Source organism: Streptococcus milleri (genome assembly GCF_900636525.1).
Lineage (GTDB): Bacteria > Bacillota > Bacilli > Lactobacillales > Streptococcaceae > Streptococcus > Streptococcus hominis.
On the sequence record NZ_LR134288.1, the window covers coordinates 796,666 to 818,951 of the forward strand.

Sequence of the window (22,286 nt, forward strand, 5' to 3'; positions counted from 1 at the left end):
GAAAATATAGCATAAAAATTTCGTTGTTTATCACACATAAGATGATTATGGTTTACTTATCAAATTGAACTTCTTCTAACAAGTATTCAATGAATTTATCACCCATTTTAGACAAGCTAGCTTTTTCATGTTTAATATAAACCAGCTCAATAGGGTCATCAATATCTAGCGGAATGGAAACAATATTGTCACCGTTGAGGTTGCTGTTGAGAATACCAGTTGCGATAGTGTAACCGTCAAGACCAATCAAAAGATTGAAAAGGGTTGCTCGGTCACTGACAACGATGGATTTTTTATGGTGTTCTTGGGATAGGATTTCTTCTGAAAAGTAGAAAGAGTTGTGAGTTCCTTGGTCATAGCTCAGATAAGGAAAATCTTCTAGATCAGCTAGTTGAACCAGTTTTTTCTTTGCTAGAGGATTGCTCTTGCTGACAAAGATATGGGGCTGTGCGGTAAAGAGATGAGTGGCAAGCAAGTGATTGTCATCTAGCATTTTGGAGAGGACATCGCGGTTATAGCTGTTGAGAAACAGAACACCAATTTCACTACGGAAATTTTTGACGTCATCAATGATTTCCCAAGTTCGGGTTTCCCGCAGGAAGAGCTCGTACTTTTCCATGTCACTCTTTTTGAGCAGAGATACGAAAGCATTGACTACAAAGGCGTAGTGTTGGGAGGAAACGCTGAAAAGTTCTCGGTTAGCAACGGGATTTTTATAACGTTCTTCCAGCAGCTGGGTTTGCTCCACCACCTGACGAGCATAGGAGAGGAATTCCATCCCGTCCTTGGTCAGGGTAATGCCCTTGGGGTTGCGGATGAAAATCTCGATGCCCATCTCATTTTCCAGGTCACGGACGGCATTGGACAGGCTGGGCTGGGTGATAAACAACTGTTTGGCAGCTTCGTTCATACTGCCAGTTTCGACGATTTTGATAATATAATGTAATTGCTGAATTCTCATGAATCTATTTTATCACATTAGCATTGACAAAACACTTGTTAAGTTGTAAAATATATTAAATTTAACCTTTAAGAAAGTCCAGCGAGGCTTCCAAGGTTTTAGGTGAAAGAAGAGTGAGAAAATCTGCTCTCCATTTTCGTGAAGCCTTGCGTGTATATGCAGGGTCTTTTTTAATAAAGAAATGAGGTAGAAATGGTAAATAGCTCGTGTAAGGCAAGATTTGGAAAAATCATGTTGGAGAAGATGAGCATTGTGCATCAAGAGGAAATTGCTCCGCGAATTTTTTCTATGGATTTACAAGGGCAAATGGTTAGCCAGATGAAGGCTGGTCAGTTTCTACATATTCGAGTCCCAGATGATACGAAGCTTCTACGGCGACCTATTTCAATTTCAGAGATTGACAGAGAACAGAAAATCTGTCGGATTATTTACAGGATAGAAGGAGCGGGCACGGAGATTTTCTCTCAGCTGCAAAAAGGTTTTCAGTTGGATGTCATGGGTCCTCAAGGAAATGGGTTTGATTTATCTGGTTTGGGCATTGAAGATACAGCCTTAATCATAGGAGGCGGTATTGGTGTTCCGCCCTTGCTGCAAGTAGCAAAAGAATTACATATCAAAGGGGTCAAGGTCACTTCAGTTCTTGGATTTGCAACAAAAGCCACCGTTATTTTGGAAGAAGAGATGAAAAAATACGGTCGTGTCATCGTAACAACAGATGACGGTTCTTATGGTCGCAAAGGCTACGTTTCTTCTGTTGTGAATGAATTGCCAGAAAGTTTTACAGCGGTTTATGCTTGCGGAGCTCCCGGCATGCTCAAATATGTTGATGAAACATTTCGTAGTCATCCGCGAGCTTACATTTCTATGGAGTCACGAATGGCTTGTGGAATGGGGGCTTGCTATGCTTGCGTACTTCATGTGATTGGTGAGGATCAATCAGTCAATAAGCGTGTCTGTGAAGACGGTCCAGTTTTTGAGACTGGTACAGTTTTGGTGTAGGAGGTGAACATGTCGAAAAATCGTTTAGCAGTTTCTCTTCCGGGATTGGAACTGAAAAATCCAATTATTCCAGCTTCGGGTTGTTTTGGTTTTGGTCAGGAATATGCCAAATATTATGATCTGGATGTGCTTGGCTCAATCATGATTAAAGCAAGCACGCAGAATCCTCGTTTTGGCAATCCGACACCGCGTGTGGCGGAAACACCAGCTGGTATGCTCAATGCTATTGGTTTGCAAAATCCTGGTGTAGATGTGGTGTTAGCAGAAAAGCTTCCTTGGCTGAATCAACATTATCCTAATCTGCCGATTATTGCTAATGTTGCTGGATTTTCCAATGAAGAATATGCTTTTGTCGCAGGAAAAATTTCTCAAGCACCAAACGTTAAAGCAATTGAACTCAATATTTCCTGTCCTAATGTGGATCATGGCAATGGAGGATTATTGATTGGGCAGGTGCCAGATTTGGCTTACAATGCCACGAAAGCAGCAGTTGAAGCTTCTAGTGTGCCGGTATATGTCAAATTAACGCCAAGTGTAGCAGACATTACCGAAATTTCTAAAGCTGTAGAAGCTGCAGGAGCAACAGGATTTACCATGATTAACACCTTAGTTGGTATGCGATTTGATTTGAAAAGTAGAAAATCGATTCTCGCAAATGGAACGGGCGGTATGTCAGGTCCTGCTGTTTTTCCCGTTGCCTTGAAGTTAATTCGTCAGGTAGCCCAATCCAGCAGTTTGCCAATCATTGGTATGGGTGGAGTAGATTCAGCAGAAGCAGCCATTGAAATGTTTATTGCGGGAGCATCAGCTATTGGTGTTGGTACGGCAAATTTCACAGACCCTCATGCTTGTCCTATTATCATTGAGAACCTACCTAAAGTTATGGATAAGTATGGCATTGAAAGTTTGGAAAGTCTGCGAGCAGAAGTCAAGGAAAATTTACTTGCTTAATTGATATTTTACTTGACAAGAGATAAAGTAAATTATAAAATAATTGAAATAAAACCTTTAAAGAAGTCCAGAGAGGCTCCAAGGTACATACGGTTTAAAATGGCAATAAAATGCTGATTTTCGTGTAACCTTGCTCTCAGGCAAGGTTTTTCTTTATGATTATTACCAGTAAAAATAAGGAGATTATCCCCCATGCGTGAAGAACGTCCTATTATTGCCCTTGATTTTCCGTCATTTGATGATGTCAAGGAGTTTTTGGAGCATTTTCCAGAAGACGAAAAGCTCTATGTCAAAATCGGTATGGAATTTTTCTATGCCATTGGTCCGGAAATTGTGCATTATCTAAAAGGTTTGGGACACAGCATTTTCCTAGATTTGAAATTGCACGACATTCCAAATACAGTGCGCTCTGCCATGTCAGTTTTGAGAACCTTTGGGATTGATATGGTGACGGTTCATGCGGCAGGTGGCGTGGAAATGATGCGAGAAGCCAAGAAGGTTTTAGGTGATCAGGCAAAGCTCGTAGCAGTGACCCAGCTGACTTCTACCAGTGAGGAAGATATGCGGGATTGCCAAAATATCCAAACAACTGTTTCAGAATCTGTTGTCAACTATGCCTGCAAAGCTAAGGAAGCTGGACTGGACGGAGTTGTTTGTTCGGCTCAGGAGGTTAAGCTGATTAAAGCCGCAACATCAGAAGATTTTCTGTGCGTCACTCCAGGTATTCGACCAGCTGGTTCTGAAATCGGGGATCAAAAACGGGTTATGACGCCGCAAGAAGCACATCAAATTGGTAGTGATTACATTGTGGTTGGACGTCCCATCACACGAGCAACTGATCCAGTAGCTGCTTACCGAGCTATAAAGGCGGAATGGGTGAATGGCTAGAAAAATTTATCGAGCAATCATTGATAGACCCATCGGTTATCAAGATAGTTTTGGAAATCGTTATCCTATCAACTATGGTTATATTCCGGATTTATTTGCTGGAGACGGCGAAGAACAAGATGTTTATATCATTTCGGAAAAAATACGAGAACCTTTGGAATCTTTTGAAGGAGAATTGATTGCTGTTATTCACCGACAAGATGATGTGGAGGATAAGTGGGTACTGACCTCTACAAATGAGAATATTACCATAGAAGATATTAAAGAAAAGACATATTTTTTGGAACAATATTTTGTTTCCACTATTGAATTATTGTAAAGGAGAAATCATGACTTTAGCAAAAGATATTGCCCGTGACTTACTGAAAATTGAGGCCGTTTACTTGAAACCGGAAGAGCCTTTCACTTGGGCGAGCGGTATTAAGTCTCCAATCTACACAGACAATCGTGTGACCTTAGCCTATCCGGAAACGCGAACCTTGATTGAAAATGGTTTTGTAGAGAAAATCAAGACTGAATTTCCAGAAGTAGAAGTCATTGCTGGAACAGCGACAGCAGGTATTCCTCACGGTGCAATTATTGCAGATAAGATGAACTTACCGTTTGCCTATATCCGTAGCAAACCAAAAGACCACGGTGCTGGAAATCAGATTGAAGGTCGGGTAAAATCAGGTCAAAAAATGGTTGTGGTTGAGGATTTAATTTCAACTGGTGGTTCCGTTTTGGATGCCGTTGCAGCAGCGAAGCGAGAAGGTGCAGACGTCATTGGAGTAGTGGCTATTTTCACTTACGAATTGCCTCGGGCAGAAAAGAATTTTTCAGATGCAGGTGTGAAACTAGTGACCTTATCTAACTATACTGAATTGATCAATCTGGCGGAACAAGAAGGCTATGTTTCAGCAGAAGGATTGGCACTACTTGAGAAATTTAAGCATGATCAAGAAAATTGGCAGGGATAAGAAAGATGAATCTAATAGAACTAAGTAGGAAGTATCCTCAGGCAGAAGTTTGGGCACATCCAGATAAATTTAATGAAGAAAACGGACGTAGCAAGTAATTAGACGTTAAGCAGCAATCTGACGATTGTTGTTTTTTTAAATAGCGAAACACTTTAGATTTTGTTATAATATCCCTATGCTAAAAATGTATTCTTTTTTCTTTTCGGCTTTGCAAAAAATTATGTTACTGATTGGCTTGCACTGGTTTTTTACTGCGATTATTCATCTAGGGACAATTTCTAGTCTGGCTTTGATTGGAGTGACGATACTAGCGTTTCTGGCTTATCGTTATCTAGAAAATTTTAAAAAATGTTACCACTACCTGATGAAGCACAAAGTTGCTATTATGATAGCGGTGATTATATTTCAGTTAGCAATGCTTTTGTCTGCTCAATTGTTGATTCGGCGAGATGCAGCAGTTGTTTTTAACGGCGCTTTTAAGTACTTAAAAGAATCTTCTATTTCCAGCTATTTGACACGCAATCCGAATAATCTGTTTCTCTTTTTGTATGAGCGCTTTTTTTATAATATCTTTGGAAGTTCAGCTTTATGGATTTTGCAAGGGTTAAATATATTTTATGCCGATATAACGGCTCTCATTTTGTACAAGGGAATGAAAAAATATGTGAGCAAGCCCGCTGCTGATGTGACATTTAGTTTGTATGTCTTGCTAGTTGGTTTTTCACCTTATTTTTATTCGATGTACACGGATATATGGCCTCTTCCGCTCATCGCTTTACAAATATTCTTACTTTTTGATTTATTTGGGCTTCAATGGCAGGATAAAAGGGTACTCTTCATAAAGACAATCGGATTAGGCTTGACAAGTGGTCTTGCAGTTCTGATTCGACCAACTGCGTTGATTGTCATTATGGCAGGATTTATGTTGCTGTTTTTCAAAAAGGAATGGAAGAAATTTATCCTAATCTTTTTCACCTTTCTTTTATCATTTAGTATGGTTTCCCTTGGTGGAAGCTATCTCAAAGCGCATCAAACAGAAGTGACATTGATACAAGGGAAAGGATTGGCAAAAAGTCCTCTGCTCTTTATCGACTTAGGGTTGACTTTTATTGGACACGATCAAGAAGACGTGAAAGAGGGCTTGCTTCAATATATTGATGTTGATGAGCGAGATCGGTACAATAATGGAATGTTCAAGCAAGAAAATGTCAAAAAAGAAATCAAGCGGCGTTTAAAAGAATATTCGTTTTTAGGATTTCTCAGTCATCTTTACTATAAGCATTCATTAACTATTTCAGAAGGAACTCTGGGTTGGTTATATCGAGATGTGGAATATGAGAAAACGCCCTATATTTCCCCTCTTTATCCTTATACAAAACAGAATCCTGTGGCGCAGTTTATCAGAACCTATTTTCTGAGTGTGGATAAGAGTGAGTATCGGTATTATGAGATTGTGAAGCAAGTTGTTTGGAGTGTGGTGAGTCTGGGGCTTGTTTTTGCCTTGTGGAAATATCGTGCAGATGATAAACTCAATATGCTCAGTCTTGCAGTCTTTGGTGGTTTGTTGTTTTTGCTCATTTTTGAAGGTGGAAAGACGCGGTATTTGATTCAATTTTTACCCCAAATCATCATATTGTCTGCATTAGGGTTGACTAAATATTTACCGGATTGGTTAAAAAGTAAGAAAGGAGAAAAGATAGAATGAGAAAATCGTTTTACACTTGGTTGATGACGGAGCGAAATCCTAAAAGCAAAGCGCCTAAGGCGATACTCGCCGATTTAGTTTTTCATGAACCGACTTTTCCTAAGCATACGGATGATTTTGATGAAGTTAGCCGCTATTTAGAAGAGCATGCTGACTTTTCCTTTAATCTTAGCGATTTTGATGCGATTTGGGAAGAATATCAGGATCATTAGTTCAGAGAAGTGATAGAATTTTCCGAGTTACTTTGCTATAATAATAGTAAATAATATGAAGAAAGAGGTTCTTTATTTGCAAGAACATTCAGTAGAAATTACCTTACAGCATCCGGATGATGCTTTTCATCTTTTTGGTTCCAATGAACGTCACTTGCGTTTAATGGAACAGGAGTTACAGGTAACCATTCATGCAAGGACGGAGGTTGTCCAGATTATTGGTAGCGAAGCAGCTTGTGAGGAGACTCGCCAGGTGCTTCAAGCTCTGCTAGTTTTGGTGAATCGCGGGATGACGATTGGGACGCCAGATGTAGTGACGGCTATTACCATGGTTAAAAATGGTGAAATTGATAAGTTTGTGGCTCTGTATGAGGAAGAAATTATCAAAGATTCTTATGGCAAGCCCATTCGTGTCAAGACCCTAGGGCAGAAAGTGTATGTCGATAGCATTAAGAATCATGATGTTGTCTTTGGGATTGGACCAGCAGGGACAGGGAAGACCTTTCTTGCGGTGACCTTGGCGGTGACAGCTCTCAAACGCGGTCAGGTCAAGCGGATTATTTTGACTCGTCCGGCGGTTGAAGCAGGGGAAAGTCTTGGTTTCTTGCCAGGAGATCTAAAAGAAAAAGTAGATCCTTATCTGAGACCCGTTTACGATGCACTCTTCCAAATTCTTGGGAAAGAACAGACTACGCGCCTTATGGAGCGAGAAATTATAGAGATAGCCCCCTTGGCATACATGCGTGGACGAACATTAGATGACGCTTTTGTCATCTTAGATGAAGCGCAAAATACGACCATTATGCAGATGAAGATGTTTTTGACCCGACTTGGTTTTAATTCTAAGATGATTGTCAATGGGGATATTAGTCAGATTGACTTGCCGAAGAACAGTAAATCAGGTCTCATTGATGCGACAGAGAAATTGAAAAATATCAAGCAAATTGATTTCGTTTACTTATCAGCCAAGGACGTTGTGCGTCATCCTGTGGTTGCAGAGATTATCCAAGCTTATGAACATTCTACTGAAATGGCGCATCATCATTTTTCTAAAGAAGAAAATTCAAGTTTAGCTAGCCACGAAATCGTCGGCGAGCCAGTCAAGGAGTCGGAAGATGATGAAGGGCTATCTCTTGACTAATCTGAACAAGTTGTACACGACTGATTTTGAGGAAGTACGCTTGCAAAAGAATCTGCTATGTGGCTGATGACTATCAATGCATCTTCCTATGTCATAATCACAGGGCACAAGAAAGTAGGAATTTGAAAAGATGATTGACCAACTATCTAAGCATTACAGCTGTAGAATACTAACTGAAAAGGATATTCCAAGTATTTTATCTTTATATGAAAGCAATCCTCTATATTTTCAGTATTGTCCACCAAAGCCAAATTTGGCAAGTGTAAAAGAGGACATGCTTCGTCTACCTGAAGGTAAAGCTAAGGCTGATAAGTTTTATGTTGGCTTTTGGGATAGCTCTAACCTTGTAGCTGTTATGGATTTTGTCTATGCCTATCCTGATGAGGAGACAGTTTTTATTGGTCTATTTATGGTTAATCAGACCTATCAAGGGAAAGGTATTGGCAGCCAGATTGTGACAGAAGCGCTAACCTATTTTGCTAAAAACTTTCGAAAAGCACGTTTGGCTTATATCAAGGGGAATCCACAATCTCAGCATTTTTGGAAAAAGCAGGGCTTCAAACCAATTGGAAGTGAGGTCAAGCAAGAACTCTATACGGGTGTTATCGTTGAACAGAGCTTAAGAGGTTAGAAATGGCATCAAGTAAAAACTATTTGGAATTTGTTTTGGAGCAATTATCGGGATTAGATGATGTGGCTTACCGTTCTATGATGGGAGAGTATATTCTTTACTTCCGTGGTAAGATTATTGGTGGTATTTATGATAATCGCTTTTTAGTTAAACCTGTGCAAGCAGTCTTAGATAAGATTGACCAACCTTCGTTTGAGTTTCCATACGAAGGTGCCAAAGAAATGATTTTAGTGGAAGACCTTGAAAATCAGGTGTTTCTAGAAGATTTAATTTTAGCCATGTATGATCAATTGCCGCTACCTAAACCTAAAAAGAAAAAGCAAATGTGAACAAAGCGACAAAGAAGCCTGCTAAGGGCTTTTTTGTTATGGCTAAAAAGGCAGTCAATTTACCAGATATAGCTCCGAATTTAAATGATAGGTGGTGGAAGATTACCCCAGTGGATAAAACGTGGAAATGCATTTTTTATCTTATCAAAGTTTCAAAAGCTAAAAACATTTCGCTTGATGACTTTGAAGAGGTTGTTGCTAGTCTCTAGCTTAGCGTTGGGGTATGGGAGTTCAAGAACGATGTTAGTATTGTTTTGGCCTTTCAGAAAGTTCATAATCTCCAGTGGACTTACTCGTTGTATGAATTTTATAGCACTTTTATTGTTGTGTTTCGTGAAATAGTCTTAATTACTTTATTCTTATCATAATAAAAATAAATCAAAGGGTGACAATCTGTCAAGAAAACTTCCTTAAAAGATATGTTTTTTTTAACTGATTTGAAGTATAATAGTAATTGTAGTACAATATTGATATTATGCTATTAACTTATAAAAAATTAGAAAAAGGAGAAATTTATTATGAAGACAAAGAAGTGGATAATTTTCTTTTTATCTTTATTCACGGTCTTTACTGTTATAGGTTTCTGGAACGTCCAGCGGGTTTCTGCTGCCGACGTTACCGATAAGGCTAAAATCGAGGACTTGAAGATTACTATCGCATCTACAGGAAGCGAGACTGAAGGAATTCATGGTTCAAATGATACTTCGATGAAATTGAAATATTCAGGTAAATTCTCATTTCCCAATGTGGCAGCTAATGAAATCAAGAATGGTGATTACTTTATCGTAAAGGCTCCAGATAACTTGAGTTTGACAGATAGTAGTCTGGATCTCATCGATAAAAATTCAAATACAAAGATGGGAACTGTGAAGGTAGAAAGTGCCAACCATCGGCTAGTATTTACCTTCAATGACAAGGTGAAGGACAAGCAAAATATCCGTGGGGACTTTGTTGCAGAAGCAACTGAAACGCTCAAAAAAGAGGGGAAAACGGTTACCTATGTTTTACCAGATGGTAAAAAACAGACCATCACGTATAAAGTGAATAAATATCAACAGACTGAAGTGATTGGAGAAACTATTACAAAGTACGGTTATAACGATAACAATAAGGCGAGGGCACATTTTCAAATGAAAATTAATCGCGCTAAGAAAGATATGACTGGACATGTGGTAAAAATTACGGATGATGTTTCAAAGGGAGCCTTCGCTAACTATGTGGAAGATACTTTCTATATGTATGAAGCAGAATTTGAGACGACGAATACGAATTCATCTGCTCTTAAACATATAGGTGATAAATACGAAATCACAACCGATCCGGAGGCATACAAGGCTGACTCAGATAAAAAGGCTTTGTTGACCTTTGTCAATGGGAAACGAGGATTTGAGTTGCTCATGCCGACCAATATGGGAACAAAGAGCTTTTTCTTAACGTATGATACGTCCTCACCAGCAGATACTTCAACGATAAGTAACTCAGCGCAGTACTTGATTGATAACCAACCACAACTTATTTGGGAAAAATACGGAGGTAGTACTGGAACCAAAACAGAAGCAACGTTTAATTTAAAGACGGTTAAATCTGTAGGTGCAACTGTTACTGCTGATATTGCTGGAAAGATCAAAATTACTAAATTCGATGAAGCTGATGCAGATGTTAAGTTGAAAGATGTTAAATTTGACATTATTGATAAAGCGACTAATAAAGTAGTTGATACAGTGGTAACGGATGAAAACGGTATTGCTCTTTCAAAGGCTCTCAATGATGGGAAGTATATTGTCAAAGAAAAGAAAACGAAGTCGGGTTACATTGTTAATAGTCAAGAGTTTGAAGTAGAATTGAAAGAAGGAAAAGGTGTTCCGCTCAACATCTCTAATAAACGTGTGACAGTTGATTTTAAAGCAACCAAGACTTGGGTAGGCGGAAAGAAAACTGACTACAAAGAAGTCAAACTTGGCTTGTATGTCCACAAGAAAGGACAAACTGTTGCAGATTCAAAACCTGTCTCAGGGAACTATACTCCTGAGGTAACTGAGTCCAATGGTGTTTATACTTACGAGTGGAAAAATCAACTACCTAAGTATGATGTAGATGGAACCACAGAGTTAGTCTACTCTGTTCGCGAACTTCAAGATGAGACAGCTTTGCCTTTGGAAGGAAATGAAAAAGTCGAAATAGGTAGCCACAACTACGTTGTCTCTTACAATGACGAGATGACCAAAATCACCAATACTTATCTTCCTCCACAGACAAATGTGACTGCTAAGAAAGTATGGTCTGGTGGTAAGGCTGATGCCCGTCCAAAATTCTATTTCAAACTGTATCGTACATTAGAAGGTGGAACTGAGGAAGCTGTAGCTGATGCTGAGAAGAAAGAAGTTCCAAAGACAGATGGAACTGTTGAATGGACCAATCTTCCTGCGACAGATGCAAATGCTACGAAGTACACTTATAGTGTTAAAGAAGTAGATGCTCAGGAAAAACCAGTCACTACCGTAGGCGGCTACACAGCCAATCAAACAGATGCTACGACTGTCACAAATACATATAAATTATTACCAACTAAAACTGATATCTTCGTTGATAAAGAATTGACTGGTAATCGTCCGACTCCTCTTCAAGCAGATGAATTTGAATTCATCTTGAAAGATGAGAAAGGAACCGAAGTTCAACGCGCTAAAAATGATGCCAATGGTCATGTTGTCTTCAAGGATATTCCTTTCGACAAGGAAGGACAGTACAAATTCACTATTGTTGAAGCTCATGCTGGTCAAACGATTAACGGTGTGACTCACGATTCAAGAAGTGTTCACGTCACCGTTTCTGTGTATGATCCTGGACAAGGTAAACTTGTTGCAACACCTCTTTATAACCAGATTTCTGCTTTAATGGCTCCTTTTGCGAATTTCGCAAGTTCTGACTCATTGCTTCCTCCTGGAGCCATTTCTGTCATTGATAATGGTGGAATTCAGAAATTCGTAAATACTTATAAAGCAACTAAAGTGAAAGTTCCTGTTGCTGCAACGAAAACGTTGATCAATAAGAACACAAATGAACCGATTCAGCTTCAAGGTGATGAGTTTGAATTCACTTTGACTGACTCAAACGGTGTGGTTCAAGATACTAAGAAGAATGACAAGGACGGAAAAGTTAAGTTTAAAGAGTTGACCTTCAATGAAGCAGGCACTTATACTTATAAGATTGCTGAGAAAGCGGGTAATGCTACAGGTATCAAGTACGATACTAAAACCATCACAGCCACAGTGACTGTAGTGGACAATGGTAAAGGTGTCCTTAAAGCAACTGTTGCTTACGACGATGAAAAAGCATTCGAGAATACCTACACTCCAGCAGGTACTACATCAGTTACTCTTGGAGCGAAGAAAGTTCTAAAAGATAAAGCGCTAGAAGCAGGTAAGTATAGTTTTGTTCTAAAAGAAGGTGACAAAGTCCTTCAAACAGTCACTAATGAAGCAAATGGCGATATCTCATTTGCCCCATTGACTTACGACGAAAATCAAGTTGGTACACATAAGTACACCGTTTCAGAAGTTTCTGGAAATGAAGCGGGAGTAACTTATGATTCAACGGTTTACGAAGTAGAAGTCAAGGTTGAAAAAGTCAGTGCTACTGAATTAAAAGCAACCGTTTCTAAACAAGCCAGTAACCTTGTCTTCACGAACAAATACACGCCAGCTAAAACACAAATTCCAGTGAAAAAAGTCTGGAATGATGCCGACAACCAAGATGGCAAACGCCCAGCTTCTATCACAGTAAAACTCCTCGCAGATGGCACGGATACTGGAAAAACACTTGAATTGTCAGAAGCTAATGGCTGGGCAGGTAGCTTCACAGATTTAGATGCAGATAAAGGCGGAACTTCGATTGATTATAAAGTAGTTGAAGTTAGCTCAGTAGCTGGTTATACAAGTGAAATCAGCGGAGATGCAGCAACTGGCTTTACAATCACGAACAAATATACTCCAGAAACGATTGACATTAAAGCCACAAAGAACTGGGATGATGCCAATAACCAAGATGGCAAACGTCCGAAATCGATTACGGTCAACCTCTTGGCTGACGGTGAAAAAGTAGCTTCCAAAGAAGTGAAAGCGGCAGCTGACGGCGCTTGGTCTACAGTCTTTACAAAACTTCCTAAATTCAAAGCAGGCAAGGTGATTAAATATAGCCTGACCGAAGAAGTCGTTTCTGAATATACTAGCGAAATCAATGATTTCAATATTACCAACAAATACACACCAAAAATGATTGATTATCAAGTGACGAAGACTTGGAATGATAATAATAACCAAGATGGCAAACGTCCAGATCATATCACGGTTCACTTGATGAAGACAGTTGGCGGTGTAACTACCGAAGTTGAGAAATATGATATCAAAGTCGCTGAAGCAGACCCAGCAAATGGCAATGTTTGGAAACATACCTTTACTAATCTTCCAAAATACGAAGCAGGTCAAGAAATTGTCTATTCTGTCAAGGAAGATGCTGTAGCAGGATATGAAACATCTATCAAGGGTCAAGAAATCACAAACACCCATGAACCAGAAACAATCGTCATTTCTGGTAAGAAAGTCTGGGAAGATGGAAACAACCAAGACGGCAAGCGAACCAAAACAGTCAAGGTTCAAATTCTGAAAGGCGGCACAATCGTTGATGAAGTTGAAACTTCAGAAGAAAAAGGTTGGGCATTTGAATCCAAACCATTACCGAAGTATGAAAACGGTAAAGAAATTGTCTATAAGGTTCAAGAAGTTGCCGTAGAATCTTACAAATCAGAAGTTGAACCATCTGGAAACAATCAATACACAATTACCAATAAGCATACTCCAGAAAAGGTAAACTTGACAGGTCAAAAGACTTGGAATGACAGTAATAACCAAGACAGAAAACGTCCTACTGAAATCAAAGTTCGTTTATTGGCAGATGGCAAAGACACAGGTAAAGTAGCGACAGCGAGCGAAGCAACTGATTGGAAATACAGCTTTGAAGGTTTGGATCGTTACAAGGATGGGAAAGAAATTGTTTACTCTGTTAAGGAAGCAGATGTACCAAAAGGCTATACCTCTAAAGCAAATGGCATGAATCTTGTCAACAGCTACATTCCAGCTACTACTTCAGTTAGCGGTCAAAAGACTTGGGAAGATGACAATGACAAAGACGGTCTTCGTCCAAAAGAGATTCAAGTAAGATTGCTTGCAAATGGCAAAGATACAGGCAAAGTAGCAACAGCAAGCGCAGCAACTGGATGGAAATATAATTTTGAACAACTTGCCAAATATGAAGCAGGTAAGGAAATCACTTATACGGTGGAAGAAGTTGCGGTACCGAAAGGTTACACACCGAAGGTAGATGGTATGAATATCACGAATCGTCATACACCAGAGAAGCCACAAATTCCACAAACCCCACCAAGTACACCAGAGAAGTCGAAGAAGAAAATTCTCCCTTCAACAGGTAGTCAAAATTCATTCTTTGCATTACTTGCAGGTCTGTTCACCTTAAGTGGAGCTGCTTACTTGTTAAAGAAGAAGGCGTAATTCTATCATCAGATAGAACAATGAAAGTCCATTAGAGAAATCTAGTGGGCTTTTTCAGGCTCATTGTCAACTGTAGTGGGTGACTAGACCTAAGATCGAGAGAGGGACGAAGTTCTCTCTTTTTGCTTGTTTTCACTCTGAAGCGACAGGGAGGCTACCAAGAGGGGCAGAAGGGAGCCAATAAAAGAAAGAATAGCGATTAGCAGTCCAAAGCTTCTTCGTTCATGATACTCTAAAGAGGTAAGAACAAGGAAGGAGAAGGAAATGGAGTTCAAGGAGTTGTATGGGAAGGTAAGGGGGATTGTTATAATAATGCTTTGTGTGAAAATTTCCTCTCACACTTCAAAAGTGAGTCCTTGTGGTTACATCCACCGTTAGACAGAGAGGAACTTCTCACCCAAATTAAAAGTTAGACTGGTATAATAATGATAGACCATAAGAAAGATTAAAAGATATGACTCCTAGGGAATATCAGGAGTCATATCTTTTAACAGTTACTTTTTTTACCTGTCCATTTTAGATGGGGATTGACACCAAGAGTTTTTTATTATACAGACTCAATTTTTATATAAAAAGAGTCTAAGACACTATTTTTCTCAGACTCAAATTGTTCTTATAATAAAAGCAATAATAGGTGATTATACAAAGCATTACTTTGAGGTGGTGGGTAGGACTTGGCGAAGCCATCCTTTTCGAAATTTATACTAATAAATCATTGATATCGGTGTAGTCACGATTAAGCCCTTCTGCGACAGGTCGGTTAGTAATATATCCTTTATAAGTAGTAACTCCTTGTTGTAGACTCAAATCATCTGCAATAGCTTGTTCAAACCCTTTGTCCGCCAAAGCTTCAATGTAAGGAAGTGTTACATTTGTTAAAGCAAGAGTTGATGTGCGAGCAACAGCACCAGGTATGTTGGCAACTGCATAATGAAGCACGCCATGTTTTTCATAGACAGGTTCATCGTGAGTGGTTACACGATCAGCAGTTGCAACAACTCCACCTTGGTCAACGGCTACATCCACAATAACAGATCCAGGTCGCATTTTACTGACCATTTCATCAGTAACGAGCTTGGGAGCTTTGGCACCAGGGATTAATACTGCTCCAATCACTACATCAGCGTCTTTGACACTTTCGGCAATATTGAAAGAATTAGACATAAGGGTCTGGATTTGGTGGCCAAAAAGGTCTTCGAGTTCGGACAGGCGTTTAGCGCTGATATCAAGAATAGTGACCTGCGCTCCCAGTCCTAAAGCGATGCGAGCTGCGTGTGTTCCAACAACGCCCCCTCCAATGATAGTGACTTTTCCTTTAGGAACACCTGGAACACCGCCCAGTAGTACACCAGAACCACCTTCTTGTTTGGTTAGAAAGTGAGCTCCAATCTGTACAGCCATACGTCCTGCCACTTCACTCATGGGCACAAGCAAGGGGAGATGCCCCTCTTGGTCACGAACGGTTTCGTAAGCAATTCCTATTGTCTTGCTAATCGTCATAGCATCAGCTAATTCAGGTGCAGCAGCCATGTGCAGATAAGTGAAAAGCAAGAGATCGTCACGTAAGAAAACATATTCAGCAGCTAAGGGTTCTTTTACTTTGACAACTAGATTAGCCGCCCAAGCTTCGGCTGCAGTTTCAACAATTGTTGCTCCCTGTGCTTTATAGTCAGCATCTGTAAATCCAGAACCAAGACCAGCTTTGGTTTCAACCAAAACCTGATGACCTTTTTGGACGAGACTGTGAACGCCAGCTGGTGTTAAAGCAACACGATTCTCATTGTTTTTAATTTCTTTTGGAATACCGATTAACATAGATTTACTCCTTTTTTTGAGATGTTTTTATTGTATATGAAAACGTTTTAAAAATCAAGATAAAATTAGAAACATTGATTTCAGTGAGTATTTATGTTATGCTATGAGGCAACATAGGAGGTTCGTGCAAAATGGAAAGTATTTATCTAAAGCTAGCTGAAAACCGAACTTTGGAAACAGAGCGCCTGCTCCTACGACCTGTGACCTTAGATGACGCTGAGGCTATGTTTGAATATTCTTCTGATGAAGAAAATACTCGCTATACTTTTTTACCTAATAAAGATTTGGAAGAAACTAAAAATATTATTGCTCGTTTGTTTATGGGTCGACCACTTGGAAATTGGGGGATTGAGCTGAAGGAAAGTGGTAAACTAATTGGCAGCATTGACCTACACAAGCTGGATCCGATCCTCAAAAAGGCAGCTATCGGCTATGTGATTCATAAGAATTACTGGAATCAGGGCTTGGCAACGGAAGCATTGAAAGAAATAATTCGACTGGCTTTTGAACGTTTGGATATGAATATGTTGTTGGCTCTCCATGATGTTGAAAATCCAGCTTCAGGACGAGTTATGGAAAAGGCAGGTATGAACTTTTCTCACATAGATCCGTATGCAGCCTTGGATTTACATAAAGAAGGTCGAATTTCTCAGAGAGCATATTATCGTTTGACAAAGGAAGATTATTTTGAAAAACACTGATGTGAACGTGATATTTATAGGAAATTTTAATGGTGATTAGGTTCTTTTTGGAACGTTTTAGCAAAAAGTTCTTTCTCTTATGATGAAAACATTTTTCAAATCTATTGACAAGAATCTGTCTGCATGATATAGTAGATAGGTACTGCTGATTTAGCTCAGTTGGCAGAGCGCATCCATGGTAAGGATGAGGTCGCCGGTTCGATCCCGGCAATTAGCATGATGAACAGGAAAAAGCCCAATTTTAATGGGCTTTTTTGCATTAATATTATCTAATTTCTTTTGTATTTCTGTAGGTCACTCCTTGATTAGCTATTTCGTAATTTTTGTAACTAGTTGTGGAAATATACCTGTAACATATCTAAATTAGATTTTCACACTGACCATACCAACTATCTCCCCTCTTTTTGAGAGATATGATTGATGGACTGCTTGCGCAAATTAGTAACGGAAAAGATCGTCAGGTTCAATTTCTGCAATTAGCTAGATTTTACATACTTGCTGTATTCTTGGGAGACGTCTTGATTTACTTAGAGGATCGACTTTTAACACATTGCAGCAACAAAATAGCAGAACATTTGAAAAATGAAGCATATTAAGTTGTACAAAAAAGATTGAGTCACATTTGAACATGTGAGCTTTGCGTATGAGAAAGGCAAGACTATTCTGCATGATATTAGCTTTAAGGCAAAGCAAGGGGAGACGATTGCTTTGGTGGGACATACCGGCTCTGGAAAATCTTCTATCATGAACCTACTTTGTCGTTTCTACGATCCTCAAAAAGGGAAAATATATATTGATCAACAAGACATCCAACAATATTCTCGGGAAAGTCTTCGTAGTCACATGGGAATTGTCTTGCAAGATCCTTATCTATTCACGGGAACGCTAGCAAGCAATGTAGCGATGACTCATTCAGGCATCAATCGTGAAAAAGTCCTGGAAGCTTTAGAAAAGGTCGGTGCAGGGGACTTGCTGGCTCGTTGTAAAAAAGGAATTGATGAACCTGTAAGGGATAAAGGGGCAGCATTTTCGAGCGGTGAACGGCAATTGATTTCATTTGCTCGAACTCTCTACGCTAATCCCAAAATTTTAATATTGGACGAAGCAACTTCTCATATTGATACAGAAACCGAAGAAATGATTCAAAAAGCAATGGCTGTGGTAAAGGAGGGGAGGACAACTTTTATCATTGCTCACCGTTTGTCCACCATTCAAGATGCAGACCAAATTTTGGTTATTTCTGAAGGAAAGATTGTGGAGCGAGGGCAACATGATACATTGGTAAAACAAAATGGCATTTATGCTCAAATGAGCCGTCTCCAGCAACAAGTATAAGTTTTGAAAGAAAAAAATGTGAAGTAAAGAGCAGAACGAAATAGTAAATGATTAATAAATCAGGCACCCCTATCTGAAATATGGTATAATGAAGTGATACTAATAAAGTAGGTGTAATATGTATATAGAAATGGTCGACGAGACAGGGCAAGTTTCAGAAGAAATCATCAAGCAAACACATGATATACTGGAATTTGCTGCTAAAAAGATTGGCAAAGAAGAAAAAGAAATGGCAGTGACATTTGTTACCAACGAGCGCAGCCATGAGCTGAATTTGGAATATCGAAATACAGATTGTCCGACAGATGTTATCAGTTTGGAGTATAAGCCTGAGCTGGACATTGCCATTGACGAGGAGGATTTACTAGAAAATCCTGAGCTGGCGGAAATGTTAGAGGATTTTAATGCCTATATCGGAGAACTCTTTATTTCCATAGATAAGGCGCGTGAACAAGCAGAAGAATATGGTCACAGCTTTGAGCGGGAAATGGGCTTTCTTGCAGTACATGGTTTTCTGCATATCAATGGATACGATCACTATACGCCAGAAGAAGAGGCGGAAATGTTTGGCTTACAGGAAGAAATTTTGACTGCTTATGGACTTACAAGACAATAATACAAACAAACGCAAATGGAAAAATCGAGATGTGATTTCGAGTTTAGAATTTGCTCTGACAGGGATTTTTACGGCAATCAAAGAAGAACGTAATATGCGCAATCATGCTGTTTCAGCAGTTGTAGTGGTCCTTGCAGGGTTGATTTTTCAGGTATCTGCGATAGAGTGGCTCTTTCTCTTTTTGAGTATTTTTCTAGTCATTTCTTTTGAGATTATGAATTCAGCTATTGAAAATGTGGTGGATTTAGCTAGTGATTATCACTTTTCCATGCGAGCTAAAAATGCCAAGGATATGGCAGCTGGAGCTGTTTTGGTTGTTTCCGGTTTTGCGGTTATAACAGGAGTGATTATTTTCGTTCCGAAAATTTGGAATTTGCTTTTTTAACATGAAAATCGGAGAATCCTTTCCGATTTTCTTATATTAGACTAATAAGGAATAAACGAGGTGAAAAATGACCTTTAAATCAGGATTTGTTGCTATTTTAGGACGTCCAAATGTTGGAAAGTCTACTTTCTTAAATCACGTTATGGGGCAAAAGATTGCTATTATGAGTGATAAGGCTCAGACGACTCGTAACAAGATTATGGGGATTTACACGACAGATCAGGAGCAGATTGTCTTTATTGATACACCGGGAATTCATAAGCCTAAGACTGCCTTGGGCGACTTTATGGTGGAATCCGCTTACAGTACGTTGCGTGAAGTGGATACAGTTCTTTTTATGGTTTCTGCCGATGAAAAACGCGGTAAGGGTGATGATATGATTATGGAGCGTTTAAAAGTGGCTAAAGTTCCTGTTATTTTGGTCATCAATAAAATTGATAAAGTACACCCGGATCAGCTGCTGAGTCAGATTGATGATTACCGCAAGCAGATGGACTTTAAGGAAGTTGTGCCAATTTCTGCTCTTCAAGGCAATAATGTTTCGCATCTAGTTGATATTTTAAGTGAAAACTTAGAGGAAGGTTTCCAATATTTTCCAGCTGACCAGATTACCGACCACCCTGAGCGTTTTTTGGTTTCTGAGATGATTCGGGAAAAGGTTTTATTGCTGACACGTGAAGAAATTCCGCATTCGGTGGCGGTAGTCATTGACAGTATGAAGCGGGATGAGGAGACTGATAAAGTGCATATCCGTGCTACCATTATGGTGGAAAGAGACAGTCAAAAGGGCATTATCATCGGCAAAGGCGGCTCTATGCTTAAGAAAATCGGCTCTTTGGCACGCCGCGACATTGAACTCATGCTGGGTGATAAAGTCTTTCTTGAAACTTGGGTTAAAGTCAAGAAAAACTGGCGGGACAAAAAGCTAGACTTGGCAGATTTTGGGTATAATGAGAAGGAGTATTGAGGACGATTTTTAGGGACAGAGAATCTAACGTAGGAGAGGGAGAAGAAAATGGTTTATTCAATTTGTTTTACTACTTTAGATAAGGAAATAAAGAACAGCTTGCTTTGTAATCGTTATAAAGAGGATGAAGTAAGGTCTATCTACCATCAGTACTTAGAATTGAAAGAGCAACGGTACAAGGGATTCAAGACAGCTGGCGTGACATTAGTAGTTGTTCTTGTCTTAATGCCGTTGCTGGCGATATTTAGTGGTAGAGCAAATTTAATTTTCCTCATAGTACAATTATTTTTGTTGCCAATATTCGCTTTATTATGTCTTGGTCTGGCTTATTATTTTATGTTTGGGATGTTTAGCCAGCAATTAAGGAAAGCTATGAAAGTCCATTATGCTCATATTATAGAAGAAATGGATAATAAGAAATAGACAAAGCAATCAGAAATTGAAGTTGGTTATCTCTTTATGATTAAAAGTTCCTATATGAAGTTATTGGGAGAATTAGGAAAGTAAGAATATGCAGGAAAATAAAAGAAATACTTTTTTAGGTTTGGTGGGTCTGCTACTAATTTTAGGCGGGCTGTATTTTGCTTTCAATTGGTTTTTGAAGTTATTCTCTATTCTAAAAACATATGATGCAGTTATAGTTGTTGCGATTATTACAGGATTTGTCACCATTGCTACGACTACATTTAAAGTAATTTTTGATATCAAGCAGACTCGGTTACAATATTTAACGCAAAAACGTGAAACCGCCTATTATCATTTTGTTGAAATGATATATAAAATAAATCAATCTGATAAAGAAAATTCGCCCTATCCATCTGAGGAACAAATTGTAGATTTGATAAAATTTAGTAAAGAAATAACATTATGGGGTTCTAGAAAAGTTGTCGAAAAATGGATGGAGTTCCGAAAAGTTGCTACTTCTGATTCGGATGGTAAAAAATTACTCAAAATCTCGGAACAACTAATGAATGAAATGAGAAATGACTTAGGTGTATCAAGGGTTAAAGAAAAGGCCTTGCTATCATTTTTTATTAATGATATTGAAAATTTAGATTAGAAAGTATTAAACATGATTCAAGATTACATTTCCTATATCCGATCAAAGGTTGGGCATGACAAGGTTATTCTGACCTTTTCTGGCGGTATTTTAGCAGATGACGAGGGACGCGTGCTGTTACAACTACGCGGTGATAAGAAAACATGGGCTATTCCAGGCGGAGCAATGGAACTTGGTGAGTCCACTCTTGATACTGCTAAGCGTGAGTTTTTTGAAGAAACAGGCATTGAGGTAGAAGCTACTCGTTTTCTAAATGTTTACAGTAATTTCGAGGAAGTTTATCCGAATGGTGATGCGGTGCAGACGGTTGTTTTTATCTATGAGCTGACGGCTGTTTCGCCAGTGAATATTGCAGATTTTCACAATGAAGAAACTCTACGCCTGCGTTTCTTTTCTAAGGAAGAAATTGAGAAATTAGAATCTGTGAGTAGTAAGCATCGCCTGATGTTAGCTGAGTATTTTGATGACAACTTTGCGATGGGACATTGAGTTGAGATTGACATAATCAGTGCTTGATTTATTTTTTAAGGAGGTAGAGCAATGGAATTTGTAAATCTTTTAGTAGAAAACGTGGAACGAGTCGAGGAGCGTTTTTTATCGGTGCTGGATAATTTATCTGTGGAAGAAGTAAATGCTTTTCCGGTTGCAAATACAGTTCCGTCCATTAAGTCTGTGACTTGGTTGACTTGGCATACGGCGCGGGAGCTGGATTTTCAGATTGCTGATTTAGCTAAGACCGAGCCAGTCTGGTTCTCTAAAGGTTGGAAGAAAAAGTTTGCCTTGGATTTGCCAGATGATACGGAAGATTGGCACCATACTCCTCAAGAAGCGCATAAAGTTGTGGTGACAGATATTGAGTTGCTCAAAGGCTATCTGTCTGATGCGGTTGCGGCAACAATTGCTTATTTATCAGAGGTGAATGAAGACAGTTTGGACGATGTTGTTGATGAGAATTGGACTCCAGCAGTTAAGCGTGGGAATCGCTTAGTATCGATCATCGACGATGCTGCTATGCATTCAGGTCAGGCAATCTATGCTCGCCGCTTGTTAGAAAGAGAAGATTGAAAAAG

The 22,286-nt window shown here is 39.2% G+C and carries 22 protein-coding genes, 1 tRNA gene and 1 pseudogene; 22 read left to right on the forward strand and 2 right to left on the reverse strand.

What is annotated here, in order from left to right; all coding sequences use genetic code 11:
- Positions 1-52: 52 nt before the first annotated feature.
- On the reverse strand, positions 53-961 hold the full coding sequence (locus tag EL087_RS03920) for a LysR family transcriptional regulator (RefSeq protein ID WP_003028007.1): 909 nt from the start codon (positions 959-961) through the stop codon (positions 53-55).
- 192 nt (positions 962-1,153) lie between these two features.
- Here EL087_RS03920 and EL087_RS03925 point away from each other — a divergent pair, with 192 nt between their 5' ends.
- The 12 genes from EL087_RS03925 (at position 1,154) to EL087_RS03980 (ending at position 14,337) form a co-directional block, all read left to right on the forward strand.
- Complete coding sequence (locus tag EL087_RS03925; protein ID WP_003028008.1) at positions 1,154-1,960, forward strand: dihydroorotate dehydrogenase electron transfer subunit; 807 nt, start codon at positions 1,154-1,156, stop codon at positions 1,958-1,960.
- A gap of 9 nt (positions 1,961-1,969) precedes the next feature.
- Positions 1,970-2,911, forward strand: coding sequence for a dihydroorotate dehydrogenase (locus EL087_RS03930; RefSeq protein ID WP_003028011.1), 942 nt, complete (start codon positions 1,970-1,972; stop codon positions 2,909-2,911).
- A gap of 192 nt (positions 2,912-3,103) precedes the next feature.
- Positions 3,104-3,799, forward strand: coding sequence for an orotidine-5'-phosphate decarboxylase (gene pyrF / locus EL087_RS03935; RefSeq protein WP_003035645.1), 696 nt, complete (start codon positions 3,104-3,106; stop codon positions 3,797-3,799).
- On the forward strand, positions 3,792-4,118 hold the full coding sequence (locus EL087_RS03940) for an inorganic diphosphatase (RefSeq protein ID WP_059220661.1): 327 nt from the start codon (positions 3,792-3,794) through the stop codon (positions 4,116-4,118). Before pyrF ends, EL087_RS03940 begins: the two co-directional genes overlap by 8 nt.
- Before the next feature lie 10 nt (positions 4,119-4,128).
- Positions 4,129-4,758 carry an orotate phosphoribosyltransferase gene (pyrE, locus tag EL087_RS03945; RefSeq protein ID WP_126406958.1) on the forward strand — a complete coding sequence of 210 codons (630 nt, stop codon included), beginning with the start codon at positions 4,129-4,131 and terminating at the stop codon, positions 4,756-4,758.
- Between the two features lie 175 nt (positions 4,759-4,933).
- Positions 4,934-6,463 carry a glycosyltransferase family 39 protein gene (locus tag EL087_RS03955; protein WP_164558128.1) on the forward strand — a complete coding sequence of 510 codons (1,530 nt, stop codon included), beginning with the start codon at positions 4,934-4,936 and terminating at the stop codon, positions 6,461-6,463.
- Positions 6,460-6,675: a YozE family protein gene (locus EL087_RS03960; RefSeq protein ID WP_106083644.1), complete on the forward strand. Its 216-nt coding sequence runs from the start codon at positions 6,460-6,462 to the stop codon at positions 6,673-6,675. The genes EL087_RS03955 and EL087_RS03960 overlap by 4 nt, the downstream gene beginning before the upstream one ends.
- 76 nt (positions 6,676-6,751) lie before the next feature.
- Positions 6,752-7,816, forward strand: a complete 1,065-nt coding sequence (locus EL087_RS03965; RefSeq protein WP_126408141.1) for a PhoH family protein — start codon at positions 6,752-6,754, stop codon at positions 7,814-7,816.
- Positions 7,817-7,946: 130 nt separating this feature from the next.
- Positions 7,947-8,447, forward strand: coding sequence for a GNAT family N-acetyltransferase (locus tag EL087_RS03970; RefSeq protein WP_037607742.1), 501 nt, complete (start codon positions 7,947-7,949; stop codon positions 8,445-8,447).
- Between the two features lie 2 nt (positions 8,448-8,449).
- Positions 8,450-8,776, forward strand: coding sequence for a TfoX/Sxy family protein (locus tag EL087_RS03975; RefSeq protein ID WP_126406960.1), 327 nt, complete (start codon positions 8,450-8,452; stop codon positions 8,774-8,776).
- Positions 8,773-8,985 (forward strand): hypothetical protein, encoded by a 213-nt coding sequence (locus EL087_RS09235; protein WP_164558120.1) that lies wholly within the window; start codon positions 8,773-8,775, stop codon positions 8,983-8,985. Before EL087_RS03975 ends, EL087_RS09235 begins: the two co-directional genes overlap by 4 nt.
- A gap of 309 nt (positions 8,986-9,294) precedes the next feature.
- Positions 9,295-14,337 carry a Cna B-type domain-containing protein gene (locus EL087_RS03980; protein ID WP_126406962.1) on the forward strand — a complete coding sequence of 1,681 codons (5,043 nt, stop codon included), beginning with the start codon at positions 9,295-9,297 and terminating at the stop codon, positions 14,335-14,337.
- Positions 14,338-15,036: 699 nt separating this feature from the next.
- Here the strand turns inward: EL087_RS03980 and ald are convergent.
- Complete coding sequence (gene ald, locus EL087_RS03985) at positions 15,037-16,152, reverse strand: alanine dehydrogenase (RefSeq protein ID WP_126406964.1); 1,116 nt, start codon at positions 16,150-16,152, stop codon at positions 15,037-15,039.
- 131 nt (positions 16,153-16,283) lie between these two features.
- On the opposite strand from ald, the gene EL087_RS03990 reads away from it, so the two are divergent.
- The 10 genes and pseudogenes from EL087_RS03990 to EL087_RS04035 all read left to right on the forward strand — a co-directional run bounded on the left by EL087_RS03990 (position 16,284) and on the right by EL087_RS04035 (position 22,281).
- Positions 16,284-16,853: a GNAT family N-acetyltransferase gene (locus EL087_RS03990; RefSeq protein ID WP_003042227.1), complete on the forward strand. Its 570-nt coding sequence runs from the start codon at positions 16,284-16,286 to the stop codon at positions 16,851-16,853.
- Between the two features lie 144 nt (positions 16,854-16,997).
- Positions 16,998-17,070, forward strand: a tRNA-Thr gene (locus EL087_RS03995).
- Positions 17,071-17,468: 398 nt separating this feature from the next.
- Positions 17,469-18,188: pseudogene (locus EL087_RS04000) on the forward strand (ABC transporter ATP-binding protein); the annotation flags it as partial.
- A gap of 118 nt (positions 18,189-18,306) precedes the next feature.
- Positions 18,307-18,804 (forward strand): rRNA maturation RNase YbeY, encoded by a 498-nt coding sequence (ybeY, locus tag EL087_RS04005; protein WP_126406966.1) that lies wholly within the window; start codon positions 18,307-18,309, stop codon positions 18,802-18,804.
- Positions 18,785-19,189, forward strand: coding sequence for a diacylglycerol kinase family protein (locus EL087_RS04010; protein ID WP_003042629.1), 405 nt, complete (start codon positions 18,785-18,787; stop codon positions 19,187-19,189). The genes ybeY and EL087_RS04010 overlap by 20 nt, the downstream gene beginning before the upstream one ends.
- A 67-nt stretch (positions 19,190-19,256) precedes the next feature.
- A complete protein-coding gene (gene era / locus EL087_RS04015; protein WP_126406968.1) occupies positions 19,257-20,156 on the forward strand; it encodes a GTPase Era in 900 nt (299 codons plus the stop codon).
- 48 nt (positions 20,157-20,204) lie between these two features.
- Positions 20,205-20,579, forward strand: coding sequence for a ComEC/Rec2 family competence protein (locus EL087_RS04020; RefSeq protein ID WP_126406970.1), 375 nt, complete (start codon positions 20,205-20,207; stop codon positions 20,577-20,579).
- Positions 20,580-20,667: 88 nt separating this feature from the next.
- Positions 20,668-21,216: a hypothetical protein gene (locus tag EL087_RS04025; RefSeq protein WP_126406972.1), complete on the forward strand. Its 549-nt coding sequence runs from the start codon at positions 20,668-20,670 to the stop codon at positions 21,214-21,216.
- Positions 21,217-21,228: 12 nt separating this feature from the next.
- Positions 21,229-21,705 carry an NUDIX hydrolase gene (locus EL087_RS04030; RefSeq protein ID WP_126406974.1) on the forward strand — a complete coding sequence of 159 codons (477 nt, stop codon included), beginning with the start codon at positions 21,229-21,231 and terminating at the stop codon, positions 21,703-21,705.
- Between the two features lie 51 nt (positions 21,706-21,756).
- Positions 21,757-22,281 (forward strand): DUF664 domain-containing protein, encoded by a 525-nt coding sequence (locus EL087_RS04035; protein WP_126406976.1) that lies wholly within the window; start codon positions 21,757-21,759, stop codon positions 22,279-22,281.
- Positions 22,282-22,286 lie beyond the last annotated feature (5 nt).

Bases quoted from the DNA above. Each gene is read 5' to 3' on its own strand.
- EL087_RS03920 (WP_003028007.1), bottom strand. From the start codon at position 961: ATGAGAATTCAGCAATTACATTATATTATCAAAATCGTCGAAACTGGC.
- EL087_RS03925 (WP_003028008.1), top strand. From the start codon at position 1,154: ATGGTAAATAGCTCGTGTAAGGCAAGATTTGGAAAAATCATGTTGGAG.
- EL087_RS03930 (WP_003028011.1), top strand. From the start codon at position 1,970: ATGTCGAAAAATCGTTTAGCAGTTTCTCTTCCGGGATTGGAACTGAAA.
- pyrF (WP_003035645.1), top strand. From the start codon at position 3,104: ATGCGTGAAGAACGTCCTATTATTGCCCTTGATTTTCCGTCATTTGAT.
- EL087_RS03940 (WP_059220661.1), top strand. From the start codon at position 3,792: ATGGCTAGAAAAATTTATCGAGCAATCATTGATAGACCCATCGGTTAT.
- pyrE (WP_126406958.1), top strand. From the start codon at position 4,129: ATGACTTTAGCAAAAGATATTGCCCGTGACTTACTGAAAATTGAGGCC.
- EL087_RS03955 (WP_164558128.1), top strand. From the start codon at position 4,934: ATGCTAAAAATGTATTCTTTTTTCTTTTCGGCTTTGCAAAAAATTATG.
- EL087_RS03960 (WP_106083644.1), top strand. From the start codon at position 6,460: ATGAGAAAATCGTTTTACACTTGGTTGATGACGGAGCGAAATCCTAAA.
- EL087_RS03970 (WP_037607742.1), top strand. From the start codon at position 7,947: ATGATTGACCAACTATCTAAGCATTACAGCTGTAGAATACTAACTGAA.
- EL087_RS03975 (WP_126406960.1), top strand. From the start codon at position 8,450: ATGGCATCAAGTAAAAACTATTTGGAATTTGTTTTGGAGCAATTATCG.
- EL087_RS03980 (WP_126406962.1), top strand. From the start codon at position 9,295: ATGAAGACAAAGAAGTGGATAATTTTCTTTTTATCTTTATTCACGGTC.
- ald (WP_126406964.1), bottom strand. From the start codon at position 16,152: ATGTTAATCGGTATTCCAAAAGAAATTAAAAACAATGAGAATCGTGTT.
- EL087_RS03990 (WP_003042227.1), top strand. From the start codon at position 16,284: ATGGAAAGTATTTATCTAAAGCTAGCTGAAAACCGAACTTTGGAAACA.
- ybeY (WP_126406966.1), top strand. From the start codon at position 18,307: ATGTATATAGAAATGGTCGACGAGACAGGGCAAGTTTCAGAAGAAATC.
- EL087_RS04010 (WP_003042629.1), top strand. From the start codon at position 18,785: ATGGACTTACAAGACAATAATACAAACAAACGCAAATGGAAAAATCGA.
- era (WP_126406968.1), top strand. From the start codon at position 19,257: ATGACCTTTAAATCAGGATTTGTTGCTATTTTAGGACGTCCAAATGTT.
- EL087_RS04020 (WP_126406970.1), top strand. From the start codon at position 20,205: ATGGTTTATTCAATTTGTTTTACTACTTTAGATAAGGAAATAAAGAAC.
- EL087_RS04025 (WP_126406972.1), top strand. From the start codon at position 20,668: ATGCAGGAAAATAAAAGAAATACTTTTTTAGGTTTGGTGGGTCTGCTA.
- EL087_RS04030 (WP_126406974.1), top strand. From the start codon at position 21,229: ATGATTCAAGATTACATTTCCTATATCCGATCAAAGGTTGGGCATGAC.
- EL087_RS04035 (WP_126406976.1), top strand. From the start codon at position 21,757: ATGGAATTTGTAAATCTTTTAGTAGAAAACGTGGAACGAGTCGAGGAG.